Source organism: Rhodanobacter ginsengisoli (assembly GCF_042657065.1).
Lineage (GTDB): Bacteria > Pseudomonadota > Gammaproteobacteria > Xanthomonadales > Rhodanobacteraceae > Rhodanobacter > Rhodanobacter ginsengisoli.
Genome location: NZ_JBHSNF010000001.1, coordinates 158791 through 181830 on the forward strand (window position 1 = coordinate 158791; position 23040 = coordinate 181830).

The 23040-nt window shown below is 67.5% G+C and carries 17 protein-coding genes; 7 read left to right on the forward strand and 10 right to left on the reverse strand.

Annotated elements, in window-relative coordinates; translation table 11 throughout:
- Positions 1-25 precede the first annotated feature (25 nt).
- The 5 genes from ACFPPA_RS00660 to ACFPPA_RS00680 form a co-directional block, all read right to left on the reverse strand.
- Positions 26-208, reverse strand: coding sequence for a hypothetical protein (locus ACFPPA_RS00660; protein WP_377316262.1), 183 nt, complete (start codon positions 206-208; stop codon positions 26-28).
- Between the two features lie 91 nt (positions 209-299).
- Complete coding sequence (locus ACFPPA_RS00665) at positions 300-1730, reverse strand: hypothetical protein (protein WP_377316264.1); 1431 nt, start codon at positions 1728-1730, stop codon at positions 300-302.
- 91 nt (positions 1731-1821) lie between these two features.
- Entirely contained in the window at positions 1822-3117 is a 1296-nt protein-coding gene (thrC, locus tag ACFPPA_RS00670; RefSeq protein ID WP_377319412.1) for a threonine synthase, read from the reverse strand.
- Positions 3118-3131: 14 nt separating this feature from the next.
- On the reverse strand, positions 3132-4124 hold the full coding sequence (locus ACFPPA_RS00675) for a homoserine kinase (RefSeq protein ID WP_377319413.1): 993 nt from the start codon (positions 4122-4124) through the stop codon (positions 3132-3134).
- A 26-nt stretch (positions 4125-4150) separates the two neighbouring features.
- Positions 4151-5305, reverse strand: a complete 1155-nt coding sequence (locus tag ACFPPA_RS00680; RefSeq protein WP_377316266.1) for a homoserine dehydrogenase family protein — start codon at positions 5303-5305, stop codon at positions 4151-4153.
- Between the two features lie 500 nt (positions 5306-5805).
- Between ACFPPA_RS00680 and ACFPPA_RS00685 the strand changes: the two genes are divergently transcribed.
- Complete coding sequence (locus ACFPPA_RS00685; RefSeq protein ID WP_377316268.1) at positions 5806-6861, forward strand: transporter; 1056 nt, start codon at positions 5806-5808, stop codon at positions 6859-6861.
- 2 nt (positions 6862-6863) lie between these two features.
- The gene (locus tag ACFPPA_RS00690; RefSeq protein ID WP_377316270.1) at positions 6864-7397 is read left to right on the forward strand and encodes a peroxiredoxin family protein; all 534 of its coding nucleotides are present in this window, start codon (positions 6864-6866) and stop codon (positions 7395-7397) included.
- 76 nt (positions 7398-7473) lie between these two features.
- Here the strand turns inward: ACFPPA_RS00690 and ACFPPA_RS00695 are convergent, their stop codons facing one another.
- Genes ACFPPA_RS00695 through ACFPPA_RS00705 form a run of 3 tightly spaced genes read right to left on the reverse strand, consistent with a single transcriptional unit; the run spans position 7474 to position 11954 of the window.
- Positions 7474-10311: a TonB-dependent receptor domain-containing protein gene (locus ACFPPA_RS00695; RefSeq protein ID WP_377316272.1), complete on the reverse strand. Its 2838-nt coding sequence runs from the start codon at positions 10309-10311 to the stop codon at positions 7474-7476.
- Between the two features lie 60 nt (positions 10312-10371).
- The gene (locus tag ACFPPA_RS00700) at positions 10372-11388 is read right to left on the reverse strand and encodes a FecR family protein (protein ID WP_377316274.1); all 1017 of its coding nucleotides are present in this window, start codon (positions 11386-11388) and stop codon (positions 10372-10374) included.
- On the reverse strand, positions 11385-11954 hold the full coding sequence (locus ACFPPA_RS00705; protein WP_377316276.1) for an RNA polymerase sigma factor: 570 nt from the start codon (positions 11952-11954) through the stop codon (positions 11385-11387). The genes ACFPPA_RS00700 and ACFPPA_RS00705 overlap by 4 nt, the downstream gene beginning before the upstream one ends.
- A 123-nt stretch (positions 11955-12077) precedes the next feature.
- Between ACFPPA_RS00705 and ACFPPA_RS00710 the strand changes: the two genes are divergently transcribed.
- Positions 12078-13325, forward strand: a complete 1248-nt coding sequence (locus ACFPPA_RS00710; RefSeq protein WP_377316278.1) for a hypothetical protein — start codon at positions 12078-12080, stop codon at positions 13323-13325.
- 68 nt (positions 13326-13393) lie between these two features.
- On the opposite strand, the gene ACFPPA_RS00715 is transcribed toward ACFPPA_RS00710, so the two are convergent.
- Positions 13394-15421 (reverse strand): bifunctional 2',3'-cyclic-nucleotide 2'-phosphodiesterase/3'-nucleotidase, encoded by a 2028-nt coding sequence (locus ACFPPA_RS00715; protein ID WP_377316280.1) that lies wholly within the window; start codon positions 15419-15421, stop codon positions 13394-13396.
- 186 nt (positions 15422-15607) lie between these two features.
- Here ACFPPA_RS00715 and ACFPPA_RS00720 point away from each other — a divergent pair, with 186 nt between their 5' ends.
- Both ACFPPA_RS00720 and ACFPPA_RS00725 read left to right on the forward strand, forming a co-directional pair.
- Positions 15608-17311, forward strand: a complete 1704-nt coding sequence (locus ACFPPA_RS00720) for an LTA synthase family protein (RefSeq protein ID WP_377316282.1) — start codon at positions 15608-15610, stop codon at positions 17309-17311.
- A 234-nt stretch (positions 17312-17545) separates the two neighbouring features.
- Complete coding sequence (locus ACFPPA_RS00725) at positions 17546-17803, forward strand: hypothetical protein (RefSeq protein WP_377316284.1); 258 nt, start codon at positions 17546-17548, stop codon at positions 17801-17803.
- A 301-nt stretch (positions 17804-18104) separates the two neighbouring features.
- On the opposite strand, the gene ACFPPA_RS00730 is transcribed toward ACFPPA_RS00725, so the two are convergent.
- Positions 18105-20123 carry an alkaline phosphatase family protein gene (locus ACFPPA_RS00730; RefSeq protein WP_377316286.1) on the reverse strand — a complete coding sequence of 673 codons (2019 nt, stop codon included), beginning with the start codon at positions 20121-20123 and terminating at the stop codon, positions 18105-18107.
- A 218-nt stretch (positions 20124-20341) separates the two neighbouring features.
- Between ACFPPA_RS00730 and ACFPPA_RS00735 the strand changes: the two genes are divergently transcribed.
- On the forward strand, positions 20342-21421 hold the full coding sequence (locus ACFPPA_RS00735) for a glycerophosphodiester phosphodiesterase (protein WP_377316288.1): 1080 nt from the start codon (positions 20342-20344) through the stop codon (positions 21419-21421).
- Positions 21422-21503: 82 nt separating this feature from the next.
- Positions 21504-22841, forward strand: a complete 1338-nt coding sequence (locus ACFPPA_RS00740; protein WP_377316290.1) for an alkaline phosphatase family protein — start codon at positions 21504-21506, stop codon at positions 22839-22841.
- Positions 22842-23040 lie beyond the last annotated feature (199 nt).

Below are 23040 nucleotides of genomic sequence, written 5' to 3' on the forward strand. Positions count from 1 at the left end.
TTTCTATCTACCTGGACACATGCCCTCAGCCCGCACCTCCGTTGGTAATGAGGAGTACGAGTACAAGAGCAAGGAGGAGCGTGCCGACGGCCGGCAGCAGGGCCTCGACCGTCGGAGGACGGTAGGTATCGGCGCTGCTGCGGTGGCTGTTGCGTTGCGACATGAACCGACCATAGGGCAGCTTGCGAGCCGCCGTCAACAGTTTCATTTGAAATCTGTTTGAAGCCCCGGTTTTGGACGTCCAGATGTCCGTATCAGGATGTTGGGAATGAGGCGACGCCACGGCGATGAGCCGGCGATCATTGTTTGCCGGGTGCCGATGTGGCGCCGTGCTGCGGTGCCTTCGCATCGTGTGGTGCATTGATGGGTGCCGTGACGATGGCCGCTTCCTTGTCGAAGAAAGGCAGCATCCAGTGCACATCATCGTTGGCCTGCGCTATACGGTGGTAGACGCCCGGCTCGATGCGCAGCCCGCCGACGATCGGCCCGGGCATGGTCTGGGTAACCTGCATGCTCGGGCCGGCCGCTCGGCCGGATTGCCAGGTCTCGCTGCTGGCCCGGCGCACCGTGGCGTAATCGCGGTATTCCGTCATCAGCCTGGGCGCAGCAGTAGCCAACGGAATCAGCAACGCGAGCAGCAGCAATGGCCCGGCGCGGTGGGCACGGCGGCTGGGTGAGCGGATGGCCAGGTAGGTCGCCAGCGACCCCAGTGCCACCAGCACGTAACCCTGGCGCATGGTGTCGTGTCGTTCGCAGCAGAGCGATCCAAAGTTATAGAGCGCCGCAGCCATGATCAGGATTGCCGTGGCCAGCGAGGCGACGACCAAAACCATGCGCATGCGCTGGGCCCGCGGGCTGGTGTCGTCCTGGCGGCGCGCGGACATGGCCCGGTAGGCGCCGGCGAGGAACAGCAGCTTGGTCGCCAGGCCGGCAAGCAGGGCCGCTGCGTGATGCCTGTTGTCGCCTCTGAGCAAGTTGAAAAACATATGGTTGCCGACGGCAAGCAGGGCTTTCCCCGGGTGATGTGCCACGGCGGGATCCCCGAAAACTTCGTTGCCCTTCGCTACGCGCCCGGTGTACTGGAGATAGAGCAGGGCCAGCGACAACAGCAGTGGAATGGCGAAAATCAGGCTGCGGCGCGCCTTTTCCAGACTTCCACTGGCGATCAGCAGTCCGATGTAGAGAACGGTGAACAGTGCGCCAACCTCGGAACTTGCCGCTGCCGTCGTCAGTGCCACGAACCTCCAGATGTTGCCAGTGGGGGTTTCCATCCAGCCACCCCAATCAAGCGCCAGCAGCATGGCGGCGGCGGTCAATGTGGGCAGGTAGGCGACAACTCCGAAAGGCCAGTAGAAGACTTCGGCGACGGGATGTCCGAGCAGCAGCATGGCCAATAGCACGCACGCGGGGAGCAGCCCCTGCCTTCCGCGCAGTACCGGCCACAGAATGGCTGCAACCAGCAGTATCCAGAATGGTGCGATAAACGCGCCGATCAACGGCAAGCCGACGTGGTAGACGGTCAGGCTGTAAAAATAGATAAGCAGTTCCGAAAGCGGACGGGGGCTCCAGTGCAGCAGCCGTTCCCATAGAAACCCGACACCCCCTTGATGGTAGTCGTGCAGGGCCAGGTATTCGTCGTGCCACCGCCCGAGCGGGATCAGCCCGGCGAATGCCAATAACGTGGCGAGACTGACAATGATCGCAAGCGTGGCGCTGGCCTTCATGGACATCCTGATCCTCCGTGCATTCGAGTCGCGCAACCTATCACAGACAGGATTCGCGGCCGTCTTCGCGATGCCGGATCGTGCCGCACGAGCGGTGCTAACGCAGCAGCCATGCCCGCAGCGCTTGCTCCTCGGCGGCCAGTACCTGGGCCGATGCGGATCGCCCCAACATCGTGGCAAGTACGGCCGGCAGAGTGACGGGCCGGTCGATCAGCGGCTCCACCACGCTGTCGAACTTGGCCGGGTGGGCGGTGGCGACCACGGCCCAGGGCAGCCGATTGCCTGCCGAACGCAGCTGGTCGAGCCGGTGCATCGCGGTGGCGGTGTGCGGGCAGACCACTTCGTCGTGCTCGCGGGCATGCCGGCCGATGGTCTGCCGGATCGTGGCATCGTCGACGCTGCGTGCGTGCAGCAGCTGGCGCAGTCGCGCCTCGTCGGGGAAGGTCCAGCGCAGGCGTTCGAAGTTGCTGGGTGCGCCCACGTCCATCGCGTTGGCGATGGTGGCGACCGCCTCGCGCGGTGCGTAGTCGGCGCCGGCGAAGTAGTCGGGCAGGGTGGCGTTGGCGTTGCAGGCGAGCTCCACTTCGCCGACCGGCAAGCCCATCGCGCGCACCCACAGGCAGGCCATCGCGTTGCCGAGGTTGCCGGTGGGCACGATGAAGTTCAGCGGGGTGCCGTGTTCGCGCCACCAGCCCAGGGCCGCGTGGGCGTAGTAGCTCATCTGCGGCAGCAGGCGGCCCAGGCTGATGCTGTTGGCCGAGGACAGCGGCACGTCCGCCTGCAACGCCTCGTCGTTGAGCGCGGCCTTGACCATGCGCTGGCAGTCGTCGAAGCGGCCGGCCACCCGCAGCGCCTGCACGTTGTCGCCGAAACAGCCCAGTTGATGCGCCTGGCGTGGCGAGACCCGTCCGTCGGGGTACAGGATCACCACGCGCAGGCCCGGTTGCCGATGGAACGCCGCAGCCACCGCTGCGCCGGTGTCGCCGGAGGTCGCGACCAGGATCGTCAACGGTCGCTGGTCCTGGCGCGGCATCCGGCGCAGGCAGGCGGCCAGGAACCGCGCGCCGAAATCCTTGAACGCCGAGGTCGGGCCGTGGAACAGCTCCAGCAGGAGGCTGTGCGGATGCGCGGGCAGGGCGCGCAGCGGTGCGTCGAACGTGAACGCCTCCGCGCAGATCGCCGGCAAGGCGTCGGCCAGCGCATCGCCGGCGAAGAACGGCGCCAGCAAGGTGGCGGCGGTATCGGCCAGGCGGCCATGCGGGTCGAACGCGGCGGGGTCGATCGTGGGCAGCGATTCGGGCACGTAGAGGCCGCCATCCGGCGCCAGCCCGGCCGCGATCGCCTGGCTGATCGGCACGAACGTCGTGGCATCGCGGGTACTGCGATAGCGCAGCGGTGGGAGCCTGCTCACGCATGGACCTCGTCGAGCGAGTCGATCAGCGTGGCGGCGGGCCCATCGATCGGCGAGACCCAGGCATCGCTGTCCAGTCCGGTTTCGGCGAACGCCGCCTGCATCGCGCCACTGGCTGCCTCCGCATCCTGGCGGTTGTCGTACCAGCCGAACACGCTGGGACCGGCGCCGGAGATGCTGGCGCCCAGCGCGTGATGATCCAGCGCGGCCTGCTTCACCCGTGCAAAGTTCGGGATCAGCGGGGCCCGGCGCGGTTCCACCAGCACGTCCTCGAGGCCTTCGCGCACCAGCGCGGCGTCGCCGCGATAGCAGCCGGCCAGCACCAGCGCCAGGTTGCTGCTCTGCGCCACGAACTCGCCCAGCGCGTAATGGCCGGCCAGTGCCGCGCGCGCCTTGCGTGTTTCCAGCACTACGTGCGGATGCACCAGCGCGCAATGCCACTCGGCCGGCACCGGGATGCGCAGCAGTCGTTCGTGGGTGGCCAGCACCAGCCCGCCCAGCAGCATCGCGCCGAGGTTGTCGCCGTGGCGGCTGCCGCTGGCAACGGCCTCGCCGTCCAGCGCGAAGCCGTACAGCGCCTCGCGCGGCAGCGGCTGCTTCAGCAGCGCGTTGGCCGCCACCAGCGCGGCCACGCAGGAGGCGGCCGAGCCGCCCATGCCCGAGCCCAGGGCGATGCCCTTGTGCAGCACCAGCTCGAAACCGTGTTGCAGTCCCAGCGCCTTGCGCAGCGCCATCAGGGCGACGCCGGCAGTGTTCTGCCGCGGGTCGGTCGGCAGCTCGCTGACGCAGCCGCGGATCGCCGCGATACGCACCACCGGTTCGTCGATGCGGCGTACTTCGGCGCAATCGCCGGCACCGCTCACGCTGTGGCCGAGCAGGTCGAAACCGACCCCGACGTTGCCGACACTGGCCGGTGAGAACGCGCAGGCGAGTCGGTCGGGCTTGTTGCGGGGTGACGCCATGGCGGGTTCCAGCAAGGCGGTGTGCATGAGGTCACCGTGCAGCATGCCGGCGTTCATGCCTGCACCGCCAGCGATTCGGCGATACGCAGCAGATCGCCGAACACGCCGGCGGCGGTGACCTCCGGCCCGGCACCCGGGCCTTGCACCAACAGCGGATTATCGCAGTAACGGCGGGTGCTGAACTGCACCACGTTGTCGGTCAGCCGGCTGTGCGCGAACGCGTGGCTGGTCGGCAATACCACCAGGCGCACGCTGGCGCGACCGTAGCGATCCAGATGCGCCACGTGGCGCAGCACGCCACCTTCGGCGCGGGCTTCGGCCAGCCGGGCCGCCATCGGCGCATCCAGTTCCTCCAGCCGCTGCATGAATTCCTCCAGCGGCAGCGCGGCCAGTGCCGGCGGCACCAGGCTGTGCAGATCGACATCCTCCATGGACAGCGGCCAGCCCGCCTCGCGCGCCAGGATCACCAGCTTGCGCGCCACGTCGGTGCCGGACAGGTCATCGCGCGGGTCCGGCTCGGTATAGCCCAGCGCATGCGCCTCGCGCACGAGGGCGGAGAACGCATGCTGGCCATCGTGGCGATTGCACAGCCACGCCAGCGTGCCGGAGAACATGCCCTCCACCGCCAGCAGGTCGTCGCCGGTATCGAGCAGGTCGCGCAGGGTCTGCACCACCGGCAGGCCGGCGCATACGGTGGCTTCGTAGCGGAAACGGGCGCCGCTGACGCAGGCGGCGCGGATCGCCTGCCAGCGATCCAGCGGACCGCTGCCGGCCAGTTTGTTCGGCGTCACCACGTGGATGCCGGCGGCCAGCCATGCGGGATAGTGCGCGGCGACGTCGTCGTTCGCGCTGCAGTCGATCAGCAGGGCATCGCGACCGTCGCTGCCGCGGACATGGGCGGCAAACGCGTCCAGGTCATTCGGGCGCCAGATCTGCGCGCCACCATGACGGCCGTTGAGTTCGGCGTCGTCGCAGTCCAGCCACATGCGCTTGCTGGCGACCACGCCGCAAAGCCTGAGCTCCAGTCCGCTGTCGCGCGCCAGTCGCGGCTGCGCGGCCCGCAGCTGTTCGAGCAGGGCGCTGCCGACCCGGCCCGGGCCGATCACGCCCACCGCCAGCTGGCGCCGCCGCGTGGTTGCCGCCGACGACGACAGGCAGGGCAGCAGCGGATGCGGGTGTTCGGCAAGTGGGGATGCACAGATGTTCACGATGACCTCCAGAGAGGCCCGTGCTCGCTGGCGGATCGGCTTGTGCGTGGAGTGTGCACCGGCCCGCCTCGTCGAGGGCGGGGCCGTTGCGTAGTAGAGAACCTATTCGCGCACGGACACCCACCCCGACCAAGTGGTAATCGTGGTCGTGGTGGTCATCGTGGTGGCGAGAGAAAGCGCGTTGACGCCGATCGACAACGATGCGGCGCCGGCGAAAGCCGGAGCGGGATGCATGCGTGCTGGCGTGGAAAGCGGCGACATGGCTCCGACCATAAGGCGATTGCCGAGCCGCGGTCAACAGATACATTTGCAACTTTTTCTCATATCCATCGCATGGCGGCACAATGATTGCCGCTTGGAAAAGCGTGCGATCGGCTTTGGTGCAATCCGCCTTGGGCCATCGGCACCGGCTCTGCGCCGATATGCCACACGGCAAAGTCTGGACCCCGATCCCGGGTTGGGCGCACGCTTGCGCTTTCACGGGAGGATCCCTCTTGCACATGGCCATCAAAACCTGGGCCGCGGTTCTCGGCGTGGTCGCACTCGGTGGCATGCCGGTGGCTGCCCGGGCCTGCGCCACCTGCGGTTGCACCCTGAGCACCGATGCAGCGACCGGCTACACCACCGAGTCGGGCTGGCGCCTCAACCTGGACGATACCTTCATCGACCAGAGCCAGTTGCGTCATGGCAGCGGCAAGGCGACACCGCAACAGGTGGTCGACCAGCCGTCCGATCCGTTGGCCGGTGGCGGCGAGATCGAGAAGGGCACGATCAGCCGCTACATCAATCTCGGCGTGGCCTACCGGATCAATGCCGATTGGGGTTTCAACCTGGTGCTGCCCTATGTGTTGCGTAGTCACACCACCTACGGCGACCACGAGCAGCCCTATGTCGCGGCCCAGACGGCGCCCGACCAGGTCAGTGGCGCCCGGGTGTCCGGGATCGGCGACGTCAAGTTGCTGGCCAGCTACCAGGGCTTTCTGCCCACCCACAATTTCGGCGTACAGATGGGCGTGAAGCTGGCCACCGGCGATTACGGCGGCGAGACCGAGGGTGGCACGGTGGTCGGGCATCCGACCTCGTTCCGGTCCGGGCCGGCGCGGGGCGAGGCGCTCGACACCAGCCTGCAGGCGGGCACCGGCAGCACCGACCTGATCGTCGGGGCCTACTACTACCAGCCGGTGAGTCAGGATTTCGATGCCTTCGTCAACGGCCAGTTCCAGGCCGCGGTGTCGCAGCGCCTGGATGCGCCGGGTGCCGACTTCCGGCCGGGCAACCTGGCCAGCATGAGCCTCGGGCTGCGCTACGAGGCGCACGCGAACTGGGTGCCGCAGTTGCAGATCAATGTGCAGCACAAGGGCGCCGACCAGGGTGCGCTGGCCGACCGCACCGATTCGGCCGGCACGGTGGCCTACCTCAGCCCCGGAATCAGCGCCACGCTCGGCAGGAACATCCAGGCCTACGCCTTCGTGCAGGTGCCGATCTACAGCCGGCTGTCGGGTTACCAGCTGTTCCCCCGCTGGACCGGCACCGTCGGCGTCAGCATGGCGCTGTGATCATGCGCCGGCCCGGTCGCAAGCATCGCTGGCTGCAGCTGACCTGTGCGGTCGTGCTGCTGTGCGTGGCCGGCCCGATCGCCCGGGCGAACAGTCTGGTGGTCGGACAGCCGGCACCGCCGATCACCCTGACCACACTCGACGGCCAGCACATCGCCAGCGGCGACCTGCGCGGCAAGGTGGTGATCGTCACGTTCTGGGCCACCTGGTGCGAGCCGTGTCGCGAGGAGTTGCCGCTGCTCTCGCGCTATGCGCGGCAACACGCGGCGCAGGGTCTGGTCGTGCTCGGTTTCAGTCTCGATTCGCCCGACGAACTTGCGCAGGTGCGCACCGTGGCGAGCTCGCTGAGCTTTCCGGTCGGCCTGCTCGGCGATCCGCATGTGCCGGGCTACGGTCGCATCTGGCGTCTGCCGGTGAGCTTCGTGATCGACCGCGCCGGGACGCTGGTGGACGATGGCTGGAAGGACAGTCAGCCGGAATGGACGTCTGGACGGCTGCAACAGATCGTTGCACCGCTGCTCGATCGGCGCGAATGAACGCGGGCGGAGCCGACAGGCATGCCCGACATGGCCGCGACAACGCGCGGTTACCCTACCCGACCGCGGGCCAGGCTCAACCGGGCGGCTGGCTGCGGTAGTGGAAGCTCAGCAGGAAATAGCGTCCGACCACGTCGTCGAAGGCGGGGTTGTAGCCCGCGAAGGGGTTGCCGTAGTAGACCGGGCGATGATCGAATGCGTTGTGCACGTTGAGACCGAATCGCCAGTGCCGGATGCCGGCGTACTCCAGGTCGAGATCCAGCACGGTGAACGCTGGCGTGGTGCAGTGGCCGATCTGTTGCTGGGCGGTGGGGCAGGTGATCGGGCTGTTCGAGTGGGGCGCGAAAGCATAGTGACCGGTGTAGCGCAGGTTGGCGGTGCTGCTCCAGTCCCCCCTTTCCCATTCCAGCCCGGCGAGCGCGGTGGTGCGTGGCTGGTTGGCGAAACCGGCAAACGACACCATCGCCGCACCGGGGTGGGTCTGCCGCCGCAGTTCGGCCAGCCAGTCCACGCTGAGATTGAAGTTGAAATCTCCGAAGCGGCCGGTTTCCAGGCGGTAGTGCGCATCGAGGTCGTACGAGCGCACGCTGGTATGGCCAAGGTTCACCAGCTGCTGGTCGAATGCATTCAACACGCCTGCCGCATCGCGCTGGAACAACTCGGGGTAACTGTCCGGATGTTCCAGTGCGTAGGAGACCGGCAGCGAATTGATCTCGTGCGAGCGGCGGATCTGGAAGACGTCCAGTGCGATGCCCAGCGCGGGCGTCGGCGCCAGTATCAGTCCCACCGTGATGCTGCGCGATCGTTCCGGCCGCAGTCCCGGATTGCCCACGGTGTCCAGCCGCAACGTGCAGAACGTGGTGTTGGCGCTCGCTGGTATCGGATCGCGGCAGGGCAGCAACACATTGGGCACCTCGACCACGACGCCACTCGGGGTCAGCGCCTGCGGGCGATCGAGTTCCGGCAGGGTCGGTGCTCGATAGCCGCGTGCCAGCGTGCCACGCAGACTGACGATGCTGGAGATGTCCCATTTCAGCGCGAGCTGGGGCGAGGCGGCCCAGCCAAAGCCGCTGCTGTGGTCCACGCGACCGGCCAGGTTCGCGGTCACCCGTCGACCCAGCGGCGCCTCCAGCTCCAGGTAGGCGGCGGAGATCCAGCGGTCGCCATGGCGCGTATACGGTGACTGGAACTGGAAGACATCGTTGTGGATCAGCAGCGGATCGGGATGGTCGACCAGCCGTTCGCGGTAGCCCTCGATGCCGGCCGCCAGCGATGGCGTGCCGCTGGGCCAGTCTCCCAGCGGGCCGCTGATATGCGCGCTGATGCCGGTCTGGCTGGTCCGGCCGGTGCGCAACAAGGTGGGTGACAGCCGGGCCAGCAGCTCGGGCGGGTTGTCGCTGGAGCCGAGCTGGTAGCTGCCGTCGCTCAGTGCCTGATCGAGCACGCTGGTGCGCAACAGGCCGTAGACGCGGTCGGTGCCCGCATTGCGTTGGCCATCCAGATGCACGTCCCAGTCCCAGGCACCCGGCGAGCCGCTCAGGCCAAGGGTCAGCTGGCTGCTGTGCGACTGGGTGACGTCGCGCACCGGTCCGACATCGTTGAAGGCATAGGTCAGTTGCCGGGAATCATCGGGGTGGTCGGTGTCGCTGAGCAGCAGCTGTTCCGTCGCCGGCGCCATCTGCTGGTGCTGGCGAAGCATCGTCCAGCGGAAGCCCAGGTAGAGCGAGAGTTGGCCGATGGGATGATCGAAATGACCCAGCAGGGAGCGGCTTTCCAGCCGGGTCTGCAAGCTGGTCTGACTGGCGGCATCGGTGCTGCACGGGCCGTCCGGCTGGAACTGGGTGCAGGGCTGTCCACCGGCGTGGTTGATCTGACCGTTGTCGAAGTAGAAGAAGTCGGTGTTGGCCTTCGTCGTCGTCGCTGCCGCACGCGTCGCGTCCGCGACCCACGCACGCTGGCGTCCGAGCAGCGGCTGCCGCTCCAGATCGTCGACGCTGAACAGCAGGTGCCCGCCGCTGGCCGTGGTGGTGCCGAAAGTCGCCGTGGTGCGATGCTGGCGCGCGTCGCCATGCGCGGAGACACCGGTGTTTCCATCCAGTGCGGCACCATTGAATTGCTTGCGCAGGATGATGTTGATCACGCCGGCCATGGCATCCGAACCGTAGACCGCCGAGGCACCGTCGCGCAGCACCTCGATCCGCTCGATCAGTGCCAGGGGAATGCTGTCCAGGTCGTTGACCAGGCCGAATTCACCCTGTGCCAGTCCGTAGCCGGCCATGCGCTGGCCGTCGATCAGGAACAGCGTGGCGGTGGGGCCCAGACCGTGCAGGTCCACGGCGGCGGCACCGATCGCGCCGGACAGCCCGTTGTTCTGGAAGGCGGTGCCATCGATCATCGCCACCGGCGTGCTGTTGACGCGGATGCCGGGTTGCGAGCGCAGCAGTTCGAACAGGGTCTGGTAACCGCTGTGCTCGATCTGCGCGCGGTCGATGATGGTCAGCGGCGCCGCCGTCTCCAGCACGGTACGACGGATGTGCGTACCGGTGACCTCGACCGAGCCCAGTTCGGTGGGGTGGCGTTCCGCGGGTTTGTGCGGGGGAGGCCTGGCGATGCGGGATGCGACTTGCCGGACCGGCCGCAGCACATAGGCGTCGGGTGCGACCGCCTCGGCCTGCAATCCTGTGTCGCGCAGCAGGAGATCCAGTGCCCGGGACGGACTGAAACGGCCCTCAATTCCCTTGCTGCGGCGTCGCGCGGTCAGCTCGGGCGGGTACAGCAGCTGGGTTCCGCTCTGCTGCACGAACGCGCGCAGTGCCTCGTTGAGCGAGCCTGCGGCGATGCGGTAACCCGAAGATCTGTCGGCGGCATGCAGGATCGTGCAGAATCCCAGCAGGCAGAGTGCCAGCCAAGGCAACGCCGCCCGTCGAAGTCGGGCGCGTGAAGGCCGGCAAGTTCCCGTCCGGCCCATTCAGGTTCAGGGATGCCGTTGCGCGTCGTTCGGCAGCAGGGTGAGCTCGTTCGCAGCAGTCCGTGTCACGCGCAGTTGCCAGCCACGTGCCAGCGCCTTGGCCAGGGCATCCTGATCCCCTGCATGGAAACTGCCGCTTACTTCCAGTCCGGCCAGCGACGGGTCGCCCAGCCGCAACTGGGTCTCCGAGTAGCGGTTCATTTCATCGAGGAGATCGCCCAGCCGGCGTTCGCGGAATGCCAGCTCGCCGCGGGTCCAGCCTCGCGCGGCAGTCAGGTCGAGCGGGGCGACGGTACCCGCCACGCCGCTCTGATCGATGTGGATCTGCTGGGCCGGTTTGAGCTCGCTGGTCCACTGCAGGTTGCCGCTGCCGCCGGTCACCGCGACCTTGCCCTTGAGCAGTCCCACGGTCACGCCATCCTCGTCACGGCTGACCTGGAAGATGGTGCCGATGTCACGAATGGTGTTGTTGGCCGCGCGCACCAGAAACGGCCGCTGCGGATCGTGCGCCACGGTGAATTCGACGCGGCCATGCTCGAGCGTTGCCACGCGTTGTTCCGCGCCGAGGCGAACCGTGACCGCCGATTCGGCATCCAGCCGCAGCAGCGTGCCGTCGGCGAGTCGCAAGGTCTGCGGCAGGCCGACGGCATTCGCGTAATGCTGTTCTTTCCCCGCATTGACCCCGCTGTGCCTGACCAGGGCGATGGTCAGCAACAGGCAGGCGGCGATCCCGGCAGCCAGCAGCCACATGTGACGCTGGGGCGGGCTGGATTGATGGGCGGTGTCGCGACGGGCCGCGCGGGTCGCCGCGCGCAACAGCGGATCGGTCGACAGCAACGCCGCATTGCGGTGGATGCGTTCGGCTTCGGCATACGCCGCGGCGTGCTCGGGGTCGGCCCCGCGCCAGCGCTCGAAGACCTCGCTGTCATGCGCACCGCTGTCCGGCGAGAACAGTCGCGCCAGCCACTCCTCGGCACTCAGCGAGACATCGGTCGAGCCACGAGCAGGTGGAATGTGGGTCATGGCCGGGGAATCTCTCGGTTGAATGGTGCCAGGCGTGCGCGCAGCAGCTTGAGTGCCTTGCTGATGTGCTTCTCCACGGCCTTGACGCTGATGCCGCAATGATCGGCGATCTCGGTATAGCTCATTCCCTCGATCCGGTTCAACAGGTAGATCTGGCGGCAGCGCAGCGGCAGGCCGAGCAAGACATGTTGCAGCACTGCCAGCTCCTGTTGTGTGGCTATCCGCTGTTCATGCGACGGTTCCGACGAGGCCAGTTCCGCCAGGTCGGAGTCGAGCGTGGTGTGTCGGGCTTCACGGTGGGTGTGAGCCCGGCGCAGACGATCATTGAGGGCATTGATCGCGATGCGGTAGAGCAGCGATGCCCACGCCGTCGGCGCGTGCCCCCGGTAGCGTATCAGGCGCGCCAGGCTTTCCTGAGCGAGATCCTGGGCATCCTCTTCCAGCGGTGTGCGGCGACGCAGAAACCGCACCAGCCCCTCGCGCTGTATCCGCACGAATGCTTCGAAATCGGAGGGATCGTGCAACAAGGGCAAAGGCTGCCCGTGCTCGACCGATTGCAGTTCCATGCAGCGACACCATGAGTTGTTCAGAGCAATAGTACTCATATTAATACATTGACCGCAGCAGGGATGGGCGTGGTGAGGGGGCCGCGCGCATCGCCTGCGAGGGATTCGGGGCGCATTCCTGACGTGGAGAGCCCGGTCGGGGCCGTGGATCGGGGACGACAGCAGGCGGGGGGCCATTTTGGTGCGGGCGCCGTCCCACGACAGAGGCCGGACATGGGCAGACGCCACGCTGCCAGCCGTGAGCTGCGACGCAACGAGGATTCCAGCACAAATCGTGCCTTGCCCGCCAAAGAGTCCGGCTGTAGTGCGAAAATCTTGAACTGCATCAAGTTTCCCGTTCGCGAAAACCATCTAAGGTGTCCGGCAAATCCGATTCACCAGCATCGTGATACAGGGGGACTGATGATCGAGCTGGAAATTCAGACACTCTCGGAACGACGGGAGGGTCTGCTGATCGACGTCGGCCGGTCCGTCCTCGAGAGCGGCTTCACCCTGCAGCGGCAACGCCTGACGCAGGATGCCAATGGCATGTTGCTGACGATCGTCGTGCGCGGACCCGCACGCAGGCAACGTGCACTCGAAGCGGCGCTGGATGCGCATGAGCGCATCATCAGTTTCGAGATATCGGCGTTCGTGGAAGGCGAGACGAAGCCGCATTTCGCGGCGGCTCGCCGGATGGCCTGGCCGACCGCCGTCCCGGTGCCGGCCGCCCTGACCGCAGCGACACCGGTGGTGGCGACCGCGGTGATCGATGAGCCGGTAGTGCCCGACCCCGTCGCCACGCCGGCGGCTGCGGCCGAACCGCTGCCCCCGGAAGCGGATTTCATGGCGGAGCTCCTGTCGGTGTCCTTGCCCGCGGCGGTCCCGCCGCCCGCGCCAGCGCCCGTGGCCGAGGCCGAGGTCGCGTTCGTGGAGATGATCCCGCTGGGTCCGGACATCGAGGCGGTCGAGAAAGTGCTGCCGGGCCTGACCCGTGACTATCCGCAGATCCTGCCGTGGCTGCAGACCCTGGAACACGCGGTGGCCGAGGCCTCGCGTGAGTCATCGCTCGCCCTGGTCGGGCAGCGCACGGGGGCGTGGCTATTCGAGCGCGACCACGCGGCAGGTGCCGGACTCGATCTGCACCAGGCGATCGAACGCATCGGCGTCCCCGCGCTGGCCGCGCTGGTGGAGATCGAGCAGCAGGGCGGTCAGCTGCATATTCGCAACAGCCCGTTGTGCACCGAAGACGGCCACTCCGGCTGCCGGTTTTTCGGCGGTTATCTCGAGGGGCTGCTCGGTCCGGCCCTGCTGTCGGAAAGCCTGTCGATATTCGCCGTCTGCTGCCGCAGCTGCGGCGCGGACGAATGCGTGCTGGCCGTCTCGGATTGAACAACTGGCCGCCGTGGACGACCGGGTGCGCGGGCACCCGGTCGTCCACGGCGGTCGCTTCGCGGCGGTCAGCGCGACAGGTCGATCGCGTAGGTGGCGGTGCCGTCACCGTGATCGTTCAGTTGGCGGATGCCGGTCAGGCCGGCCGCGCGGGCCACGGCCAGCTTGCCGCTGGCGCCGGTGAACACCACCGGGCCCTGCGTCTTCAGCGGCGCGAAGCGCCATGAGGTGGGTTCGAGATTGCCGCTGCCCAGGGTGTGCTGGCGCCGCAGCCATTTCGCCAGGATCTCGCGCGTGCCGTCGGGCGCCGCCAGCACGATGTTGCCGCCGTCGAGGCCGGGGAAGTGGCCGCCGCCGTTGGCGCGGTAGTTGTTGGTGACCACGATGAACGGCTCGCCCGGGGTGACCGGCCGGCCCCGGTAGGTCAGCGAAGCGATGCGCTGGCCGACTGGCCTGGAGACATCGATCACATAGTGGACGCCGCCCTGGATCTGGTCGAAGTTGTAGCCGGTGTAATGCGGATTGATCAGCGCCTGCTCGCCGGTCTTGCCCGGGTCGATGCGGTTGAAGCGTTCGGCGGACTTTTCCAGCCAGGCCTTGAGGCCGGCGCCGTCGACCTTCACCGCGGCCAGCGTGTTCGGATAGAAGTACAGGTCGGCCGCGCTGCGCAGGGTGAGCGGGCCGGCGGCCACGTCGGTGTAGTCGTCGGGGCCGCCGAAGCCGGTGCGGAATGCCGCGGCGGCCGACAGCACCGGCACGCCGGCAAGTTCGGGGTGCAGTCGCGGGAGCGCATTGCGCACATAGTCGGCCTGGGCGGCGTTGACGGGAGCCAGCGCCGTCATGTTGCCCTCGTCGGCGAAATAGCTGCTGAGGCGCAGGCTGCTTTCGCCGATCGGCGTGTTGACGTAGGCAATCGCTGCCTCATGGGCCTTCTGCACCAGGGGTGCGATCGCGGGGTCGGCCGGCACGCACACCAGCGGTTGCCGTCCGGACTTGCCCGGGCCAGCCGGCTTGCGGCAGATCGGACGCACTTCGCTGTGGCTCGCTTCGTGATCGATCACCCAGCGACCGTGCTGGCGATCGAGCACCAGCTGGATCAGGCCCAGGTCCTTGCCGAAGAAGCCGCCCATCACCGTCGGCACGCCGCGCACGAAGCCGCGCCTGGCGTCGACATCCTTCATGCCGGCGTAGCGCGGTCCCGGAAACTCGCTGTGCGAATGGCCCAGCAGCAGCACGTCGATGCCGGGCATGCCGGCCAGGTACCAGCCGGCGTTTTCCATCTGTGCGGTGTAGGGCGCCGCATCCAGTCCGCCATGCAGGATCGCCACGACCAGATCGGGGTGCTGTGCCTCGATCTGCGGCAGATATTTGCGTGCCGTCTCGACCACGCCGCTGACGCCGACCTTGCCGGCCAGGTTCTGCTTGTCCCACTGCATGATCGGCGGCGGGGTGAGGCCGATGATGGCGATCTTCAGCGGCACGTGGATCTTGCTGCCGTCGGGGGTGTAGGCCTCGATCGTCTTGCTGATGATCGCCCATGGATTGAAGATCGGCGCGTCGTCGCGGATGCTGTGGACATTGGCCAGCACCAGCGGGAAATGAGGGCCGGCGCAGCGCCGGGTCTGTCCGCCTTCCACCTTCATCGGCGTGCCGGTGACCTGCGAAAGGAAGCCCAGGCCATAGTTGAACTCGTGGTTGCCGATGGTGCCGCCGTCGTAGCCGATCGCATCCATCGCCTGGTAGATCGCCAGCTCCTGGTCGCAGGTCACCGGCTGGGCCAGCGCCTGATAGTCGGCCAGCACGCTGCCCTGGATGGTGTCGCCATCGTCGAACAGGAAGGTATTCGGGAACTCGTCGCGGGCGCGGCGGATCAGCGTGGCGGTGCGCTCGAAGCCCAGCGAATCGTCCGGCCTGAGCTTGTAGTAGTCGTAGCCGAGCACGTTCGCATGCAGGTCGGTGGTTTCCAGGATCGCCACGTTCGCGCGCGCGCCGTTGGGCGCCCGGCCGTATTTCCACGGCAGGATGGAGCAGCCGGCAAGCAGGGCGACGGCCAGCGCAAGCAGCGGGAGGGCGAACGGGGATGGGCGTGACGACATGAGGGGTCCGTGGGCGTGCAGGTTCAGACCGCGAAATTAGCAGATCGGGGTGTCGGTATCCGCGTGGCAGGCCCAACGCCAGCGAAATGGTCCGATGCCCGGCCCTGCCGGTTGCCCGGACAAGTCCGTAAGATGACGTCCTGATGACAACGGTCCTTGCGGGGGACTTTTCACACCATGCGTCGAATGTCGTTGCGCGTCTTGCGTGCCCGGGCGGTGTCCGCGTGCGCGTTGCTGGTATTCACCGGCTGCCTCGCGCTCACCGCATGGCGGGAACCGTTGCCGTTGCAGCAGGCCTTCATCGCGGCGTTGATGCTGTGCACCTTCGGCGTGCTGCTGTTCGCGTTCGCGCGCGTGGCCACCGCGTTGCTGGTCAGCGGCGGTCTGTTCGCCGGTCTGAAATTCATTGCGGTGATGAAGCTGCGCTATCTGGATTCGCAGCTGATGCCGTCGGATTTCATCTATTACGTGCGCAGCAGTCTGCTCGATACGCTGCGCCACTATCAGCACCTGTACCTGCTGGGCATCGGGCTGGCGGTGCTGTTGCCGCCGCTGCTTTACCTGACCTGGCGCTGGGACTGGCGCGTGCCGGCCGGGCTGTCGCCACGGCTTGCCGCGGCCGTGCGCCTCGGCGGGATCGGGCTGGGCGTGATGGCGTTCTGGTGGTGCATGTTGCCGGCGGGCCCGTTTGCACAGGTGCACTCGCGCAATGTGTGGGAGAAATTGTCCGACGATGCGCAGCTGACCAATTTCTTCGTCAACTTCCGCGACGCCGAGGTGCAGCTGCCGGCGATGAGCAGCGAAGCGGTGGCCGAGCAGGTCTGGGGGCCAACCGCACAAGGTGAGCCGGGCACCAGCCATCCGCCGTATCCGGACATCGTGCAGGTGCTGGAGGAGAGCACGTTCGACCCGTCGATCTACACCGCCTGCAACGTGCCGCCGTGCCGGGTGGCCATGCAGGAGACCGATGCGCGTACCCGCGGCACCGGCCTGCTGCGCACGCATACCTTCGGCGGCGGCACCTGGGTCAGCGAGTTCGCCACCCTGACCGGCATGCCGCAGGACATCTTCGGCCCCGGCGGCATGTACGCACCGTACGTGCTGGCGCCGCACGTGCGCGACGCGCTGGCACTGCAACTGCGCCGGCTGGGGTATCTCACCATCGCGATCTATCCGACCGCCGGCAGCTTCATCAACGGGCGCAACGCGTACCAGGCGTACGGCTTCGATCACCTGTACGACGCCAGCGAGCTTGGCCTGGAGGAGTGGGAGGAAACCGACAAGCAGATGTTCGACGCGGCCAAGCGGGTCTACGACAGGGTGAGGAAGCCGGGCCAGCCGGTCTTCGTGATGATCCTGACCCTGAATCAGCACGGCCCGCACGACGACGATCCGATGTCCGCACTGCCGTTGCGGTATCGCAACCTGCTGCACGGGCTGAAGCCGAAAGCGGCCCTCGACTTCGATACCTATCTGTCGCGCCTGCACGATTCGGACGTGGCCATGCATGGCCTGGAGCATGACTTTCTGGATCGTCCGCAGCCGACCGTGCTGGTGCATTTCGGCGACCACCAGCCGTCCTTCGGCGGCGTGATCCGCGACCTGCACCGCACGCTGCCCGTGGCACTGCGGCCCTATCGCGACTACCTCACCTACTACATGATCAAGAGCAATTTCGCCGGCGCGCCGTTGCCGCATTACCCGATGCTCGACATCGCGTTCCTGCCCAGCATGGTGTTGCAGGCGGCCGGTCTGCCGGAGGATCCGTATTTTTCGGCCTCGACCGGATTGCGTGACCGCTGCCACGGCCTGTACGACGACTGCGCCGTGCCGGGTTTGCTGAGCTCCTACTACGGCTGGATCTTCGGGCGACTGCATGTGTATCAGTGAGGGCCGCGGTATGCGGGTGACTTGCCGCATTGACCGACAGTGTCAGCATTCGACCGTTTTTGGCCGCAACAAGGCGACTGCAACGCGCCACGATGTCGATGGCGCCAGGGCGACATGGGCGGGGCGTTCGCCGCTTTTGAGTGGCGGTGGGCGCTGGCGCCGTTCAGCTTTTCCCGCGGCTCAATGCGGGCTGAGACGATGGCTGCTGGCAGGCCTCTTGCTTGATCCATTCGCATGAATCAACCGAAAGCCGACCCCGCCATGCTTGCCCAGACCAGCGCGAACGACCAGCAGTACCCCCCGTCAGACAAGGACCCCGGCCTCGAACAGCAGATGGCCGAGCTGGGCCTGTCCAGCGACACCCGACGTTTCCTGCGCAAGCTTCACGTTGCCGAGAAGAAGCTCAACGACGCCTTCGACACCGCGCACCAGGGTGGCGATCTCGAAGAGCGCGTGAGTCAGGTCTATCACGACATGTACAGGTCGCGTTGAGCCGGCGCTTATCTTCATCTGCAGCAAGCGGCCTGGATCCGCCAAGATCCGTAGACACTTCGGACCCACGCGGTAGACAACAGGTCGGATCGCCCCGGAGAGAACCTGACTAACCGGATGGACGTCCAAACGGTGTTTCGGCTGCTCCCCGGGCACCGGGCAGTCCGATGAACGAACGAGGTCCCCGGGCTTGGCTTGTACAGAGGTCTTGGCCGGCGTGCTACTCGAGACTGGGGGCGTTGATGAGCGAGGCTGTCGTGGCGCCGGCCGGGGCGAGTCGTCGCGCCGGGGGCGTTGATGCTCAGTTTCGCTGTGGCCCGGCCTGGTCGAAGTAGACCCACTGCTTGCCATGGCTGTCGAGTTGCTTGAGCCGGATGGTGAAGGTGAAGCGGGTGGCGTGCAGCGGGCTGCCATCGACGCGCTGCATCTGCAGGTCGGTGGCGGCTTGTCTGGGGCGCAGCACGCTGGGGTACAGGCGATAGTCGCCGAGGGGGCGGCCGAGGCGGCCGGCCAGTGCCTCATGCAGTACGCGACCCTGTGCCGTGGGCAGCGACAGGCCGAGCAGGCGGGCGATGGTCCGGGCGACATCGACATTGCCGCTGGGCAACGAATCGGTGAAGCGCTGCTGGAAATCCGGGCCGGCCGCGATCAGGGTGTTGTGCACGTCGATCGGGCTGAAGCTGCCGTGCTCGCCCCGCTCGTTCGCCTGGCTGGCGTATTCGGTGCCGCGAAAACCCTGGATCACCGCGTCGGCATCCCAGGCGTAGCTGATGATGATGTCGGGGCCGCGCGCGGCATTCTCCAGGTGCGCGTCCTCCGCCGGCAGGGTGCCGGGGATGTCGCCGTAGCGCCTGGCCACGAAGATCGCGCCGAGGAACTCCTGCGACTGCAGGAAGCGCACGGTGCGCTTCACCAGCGCCGCGTCGTGTTCGGGTTGATACAGATACTCGGTGCCGCCGTTGGAAGCGATCACCAGCGCGCCGCGGGGAATCACGTCGGGCACCCGGTAGGCCGGCGTGGTGTAGGGACCGGGCTTGCCGCATAGCTGGCCGTCATCGTCGTAGCGCGTCGGCTGCAATGCGCTGCCCTCGGCGCGCAGGCCGCTCATCACTGGCACGTACAGGCAGCCGACGCCGTCGAACGCGGTGAACCCGACGCGGCTGAGCCGGTCGGCCAGACGGATGCCGCCGGAGACCGAGTAGCCCCAGGCGTTGTCGATGCCGGCGACGCGACCGTCGTTGATCCGGCGCAGCGGGAACAGGTCGCGCGGGCCGGCGATGTTGCTGTGGCCGTGATCGGAGACCACGATGATGTCGGTCTCCCGGGCCAAGCCCAGCTGCTGCAATTTCGCCTCGAGCTGGCCGAGCAGGTGGTCCTGCGCCTGCAGGGCAAGGTGGAACTCCGGCGAGCCCACGCCGTACTCGTGTTCGGTGGTGTCCGGATTGCGCAGCCACACCACGCTGAGGTCCGGTCGATGCCGGGGCAGGATCTCGTCGAGGTAGACCTTCATCATCCAGGCGTTGGCCGCGGTCGGGGTGGTCTCCGCGGCGGCGGTGGCATCGGAACTCACACCGTCGCGGAGGGCGACCATCCGGCCGCGCGCGGTGGGCGAACCATTGCCCTCGCGCAGGCCCAGCTGACCGGCGGCATAGGTGTGGAGGGTGTTGGCCGGCAGCGGGTAACCGGCGCGCTGCAGCTCACTGGCGAACGCCAGCGGCAGCACGGTGTTCTCGTCCAGCACCACGTCGCGACCGTCGTCGTGGGCGGCCGCCTGGTTGCTGCGCCGGTAATCCTGCAGGAACGCCGGGCCGGACTTGCCCACGGCCGCGGTGCTCAGGCCCGCCTTGTGGGCCGCGGCGAACAGCGTGGGCAGCTCGAGCAGGCCGTGGCGGGAGTGGGCATCGAGGTCGCGCAGCACGGCGTAGTCCTCGGTGTAGATCGGGTCGTGGAAGTCCGCCTCCGCGCCCTTCGCATCCGGGCCGCCGGCCGCGGGTGCCCAGAAGCGGTTGCCGTAGAAGCCCAGCGGGCCGAGGAAGGAGCCGGTGGCGAAGCTGGCCGCATTCGCCATGGTGAAGGTGGGATAGGTCGAATGGTTGTCGGCGAAGCGGCTGCCGCGCCGGGCCAGCGCCAGCAGGTTCGGGGTGTCCTCGGCGCTGATTGCGTCCGGCCGCATGCCGTCCCACACGAACAGGATCACCCGGTGCGGTGTCGATGCCGGGGTGGTGGGAGCCGCCTGCGCCGCGGGCAATCGGGCAAACACGGCGAGGACCAGCAGCAGTGCGGTCAGCGGGGGGCAAAAGCGACGGAACACGACGGTCATGGGGCAGCCCGGATGGCAGGAAACGGCCCATCCTGCCTGCGTCATGTTGCGGTTTGCAGACGCCCGCCGGCGCGACCGGCGACGGTTCGCGGTGTCATCCCGCGTGAACATGTGGGCGGCATGCTGCAGGATGTTGCCCACTTCCCGGCAGCACCACCGGAGTTTTCGCCATGTTTCGCCTATGCTGGATTGCCCTTGCCGCCACCGGAATGCTGGCCATGTCCGTCGTTGCCCATGCCCGCGAAGACCAGCCACGCGAAAAGCCGCTGGCGCCGAAGGTGCTGGTGATCGGCCACCGCGGCGAACCGGCGCGGCGGCCGGAACACACGCTCGCTTCGTACGGCCTGGCGATCGCCGACGGTGCCGACTTCATCGAGCCGGATCTGGTGATGACGAAGGACGGCGTGATGGTGGCGCGGCACGAGAACGAGATCGGCGGCACCACCGACGTGGCCAGCCATCCCGAGTTCGCCGGGCGCAAGACCACCCGGACGATCGACGGCCACGCGGTCACCGGCTGGTTCACCGAGGACTTCACCCTGGCCGAGCTGAAGACCCTGCGTGCCCGCGAACGCCTGCCGCAGCTGCGCAGCACGCAGTACGACGGCGAGTTCCAGATCCCCACGCTGGACGAGATCATCGATTTCGTCGCCGCCGAATCCGCCGTGGTCGGCCACCCGGTCGGGATCATCCCGGAGATCAAGCACGGCAGCTATTTCCGCGGTCTCGGCCTGCCGATGGAGGACAAGCTGCTGGCGACGTTGGCGGCGCACAGCTACACGCGCACGGCGCCGGTGGAGATCCAGTCGTTCGAGATCGCCAATCTGCAGTACCTGCACGAAAAGCTGGGCGGCGCGCAGGCGCATCGCGAACATCCCAACATCCGCCTGCTGCAGCTGATCGACGAGCCGGACGTGCAGCCGTACGACGTCGCCGCCGCCGGCGGCAAGCTGACCTATGCGCAGATGATGACGCCGGCCGGGCTGCGCGAGATCGCCCGCTACGCCGATGCGATCGGGCCGGACATCGGGGCGATCATTCCGCGCACCGCCGACGGCCACCTGGGTCGACCGACCCGGCTGGTGCACGACGCGCATGCGGCCGGACTGGAGTTGCACCCGTACACGTTCCGGCCGGAGAACCAGTTCCTGGCGAAGGATTTCTGGCAGGGCAGCGACCCGCACACGTTCAACGAGGCCGGCCTGATCGCGCAGATCGACGTCTACCTGGACGCAGGCATCGACGCGTTCTTCACTGACGACGCGGCGATCGGGCGCAAGGCGGTCGACGCGCGCTGAGCAAACCGACGCGCGGCTGTCACGCCGTTGCAGCGAAACGGCCCGAGCATGCGCGGCACCTCTGCCTTGTCCGGAACCCCTCATGCGCCGTCTGTTGCTTGCGCTGTCCCTGGGCGCCATCGCGCTGCTGTCCACCACCACCGCGATCGCCCGACCGCTGCTGCTGATCTCGATCGACGGGCTGCGCCCGGCCGACGTGATCGACGCCCGCCAGCGTGGCCTGAAGCTGCCCAACCTCGAGGCCTTCCTCACCCGCGGCGCCCATGCCGGCGACGTGCGCGGGGTGATGCCGACGCTGACCTATCCCAGCCATACCACCCTGCTTACCGGTGTGACCCCGGCGCGCCATGGCATCGAGAGCAACCTCACCTTCGATCCGCTCAACCGCAACCAGTACGGCTGGGACTGGTATGCCAGCGACATCCGCGTGCCGACGCTGTGGGACGCGGCGCGGGCGGCGGGCCTGAGCACGGCGAACGTGCACTGGCCGGTCAGCGTGGGCGCGCCGGTGGACTGGAACCTGCCGCAGATCTGGCGCACCGGCACCGCGGACGACCGCAAGCTGCTGGCGGCGCTGGCCACGCCCGGCCTGCTGCCGTCGCTGGAAAAAGGCCTGGGGCCGTATGCCGACGGCATTGACGAGAGCCTGGCCGGCGACCGCAACCGGGCGCGCTTCATGGTCAAGCTGCTGGAGACCCGAAAGCCGCAGTTCATGACCGCCTACTTCGCCTCGCTCGATCATCAGGAGCACGCCAGCGGCCCCGGCACGCCGCAGGCGAACGCGGTGCTGGAAGGCATCGACCGCCTGGTCGGCGAACTGGTGGCGGCCGCGCAGAAGGTGCATCCGCACGGCGTGGTGGCGATCGTGTCCGACCACGGCTTCGCGCCGGTGCAGCACGACGTGAACCTGTATGCGCCCTTCATCCAGGCCGGCCTGATCAGCATCAGGGACGGTGGGGTAACCGACTGGCAGGCCACGCCGTGGAACGGTGGCGGCAGCGCCGCGATCGAGTTGCGCCGGCCCGATGACACCGCGTTGAAAGCCCGGGTGTCGGCGCTGCTGGACCGATTGCGTGCCGACCCGGCCTACGGCATCGACCGGATGCTTGATCATGCCCAGCTGGTGGCGCGGGGTGCGACGCCGTCGGCCAGCTGGTACGTGCTGTTCAAGCCGGGCTTCGAGATGGGCATCAAGCCGGATGCGCCGATGCCGTCGCCGGGCCACTACCGCGGCATGCACGGTTACGACCCGGCGCTGCCCGAGATGCGTTCGACCTTCCTGATCGCGGGGCAGGGTGTGCCGGCCGGCCGGGACCTCGGCTCGATCGACATGCGCGACATCGCACCGACCCTGGCCGCGCTGATGGGCGCCAGCCTGCCGCAGGCGCAGGGCAGGGTATTGCTGGATCCGTCGCCCTGAGCGGCGGCAGGACGATTCGTTCCGCGGCTCCTGTCACAAACGATTCATATGGACGTCCATACGTCTACTGCAATGCCAATGTAAGACGGTCTTCACAAAGCATCGTCACGATGGCGCGGATCGGCATCCCACGGGATGCCGACCGGCTGTCCACCCTCCCCATGACGTCGTGGCGTCCCCAAGCGGGACGCTGCGTTTA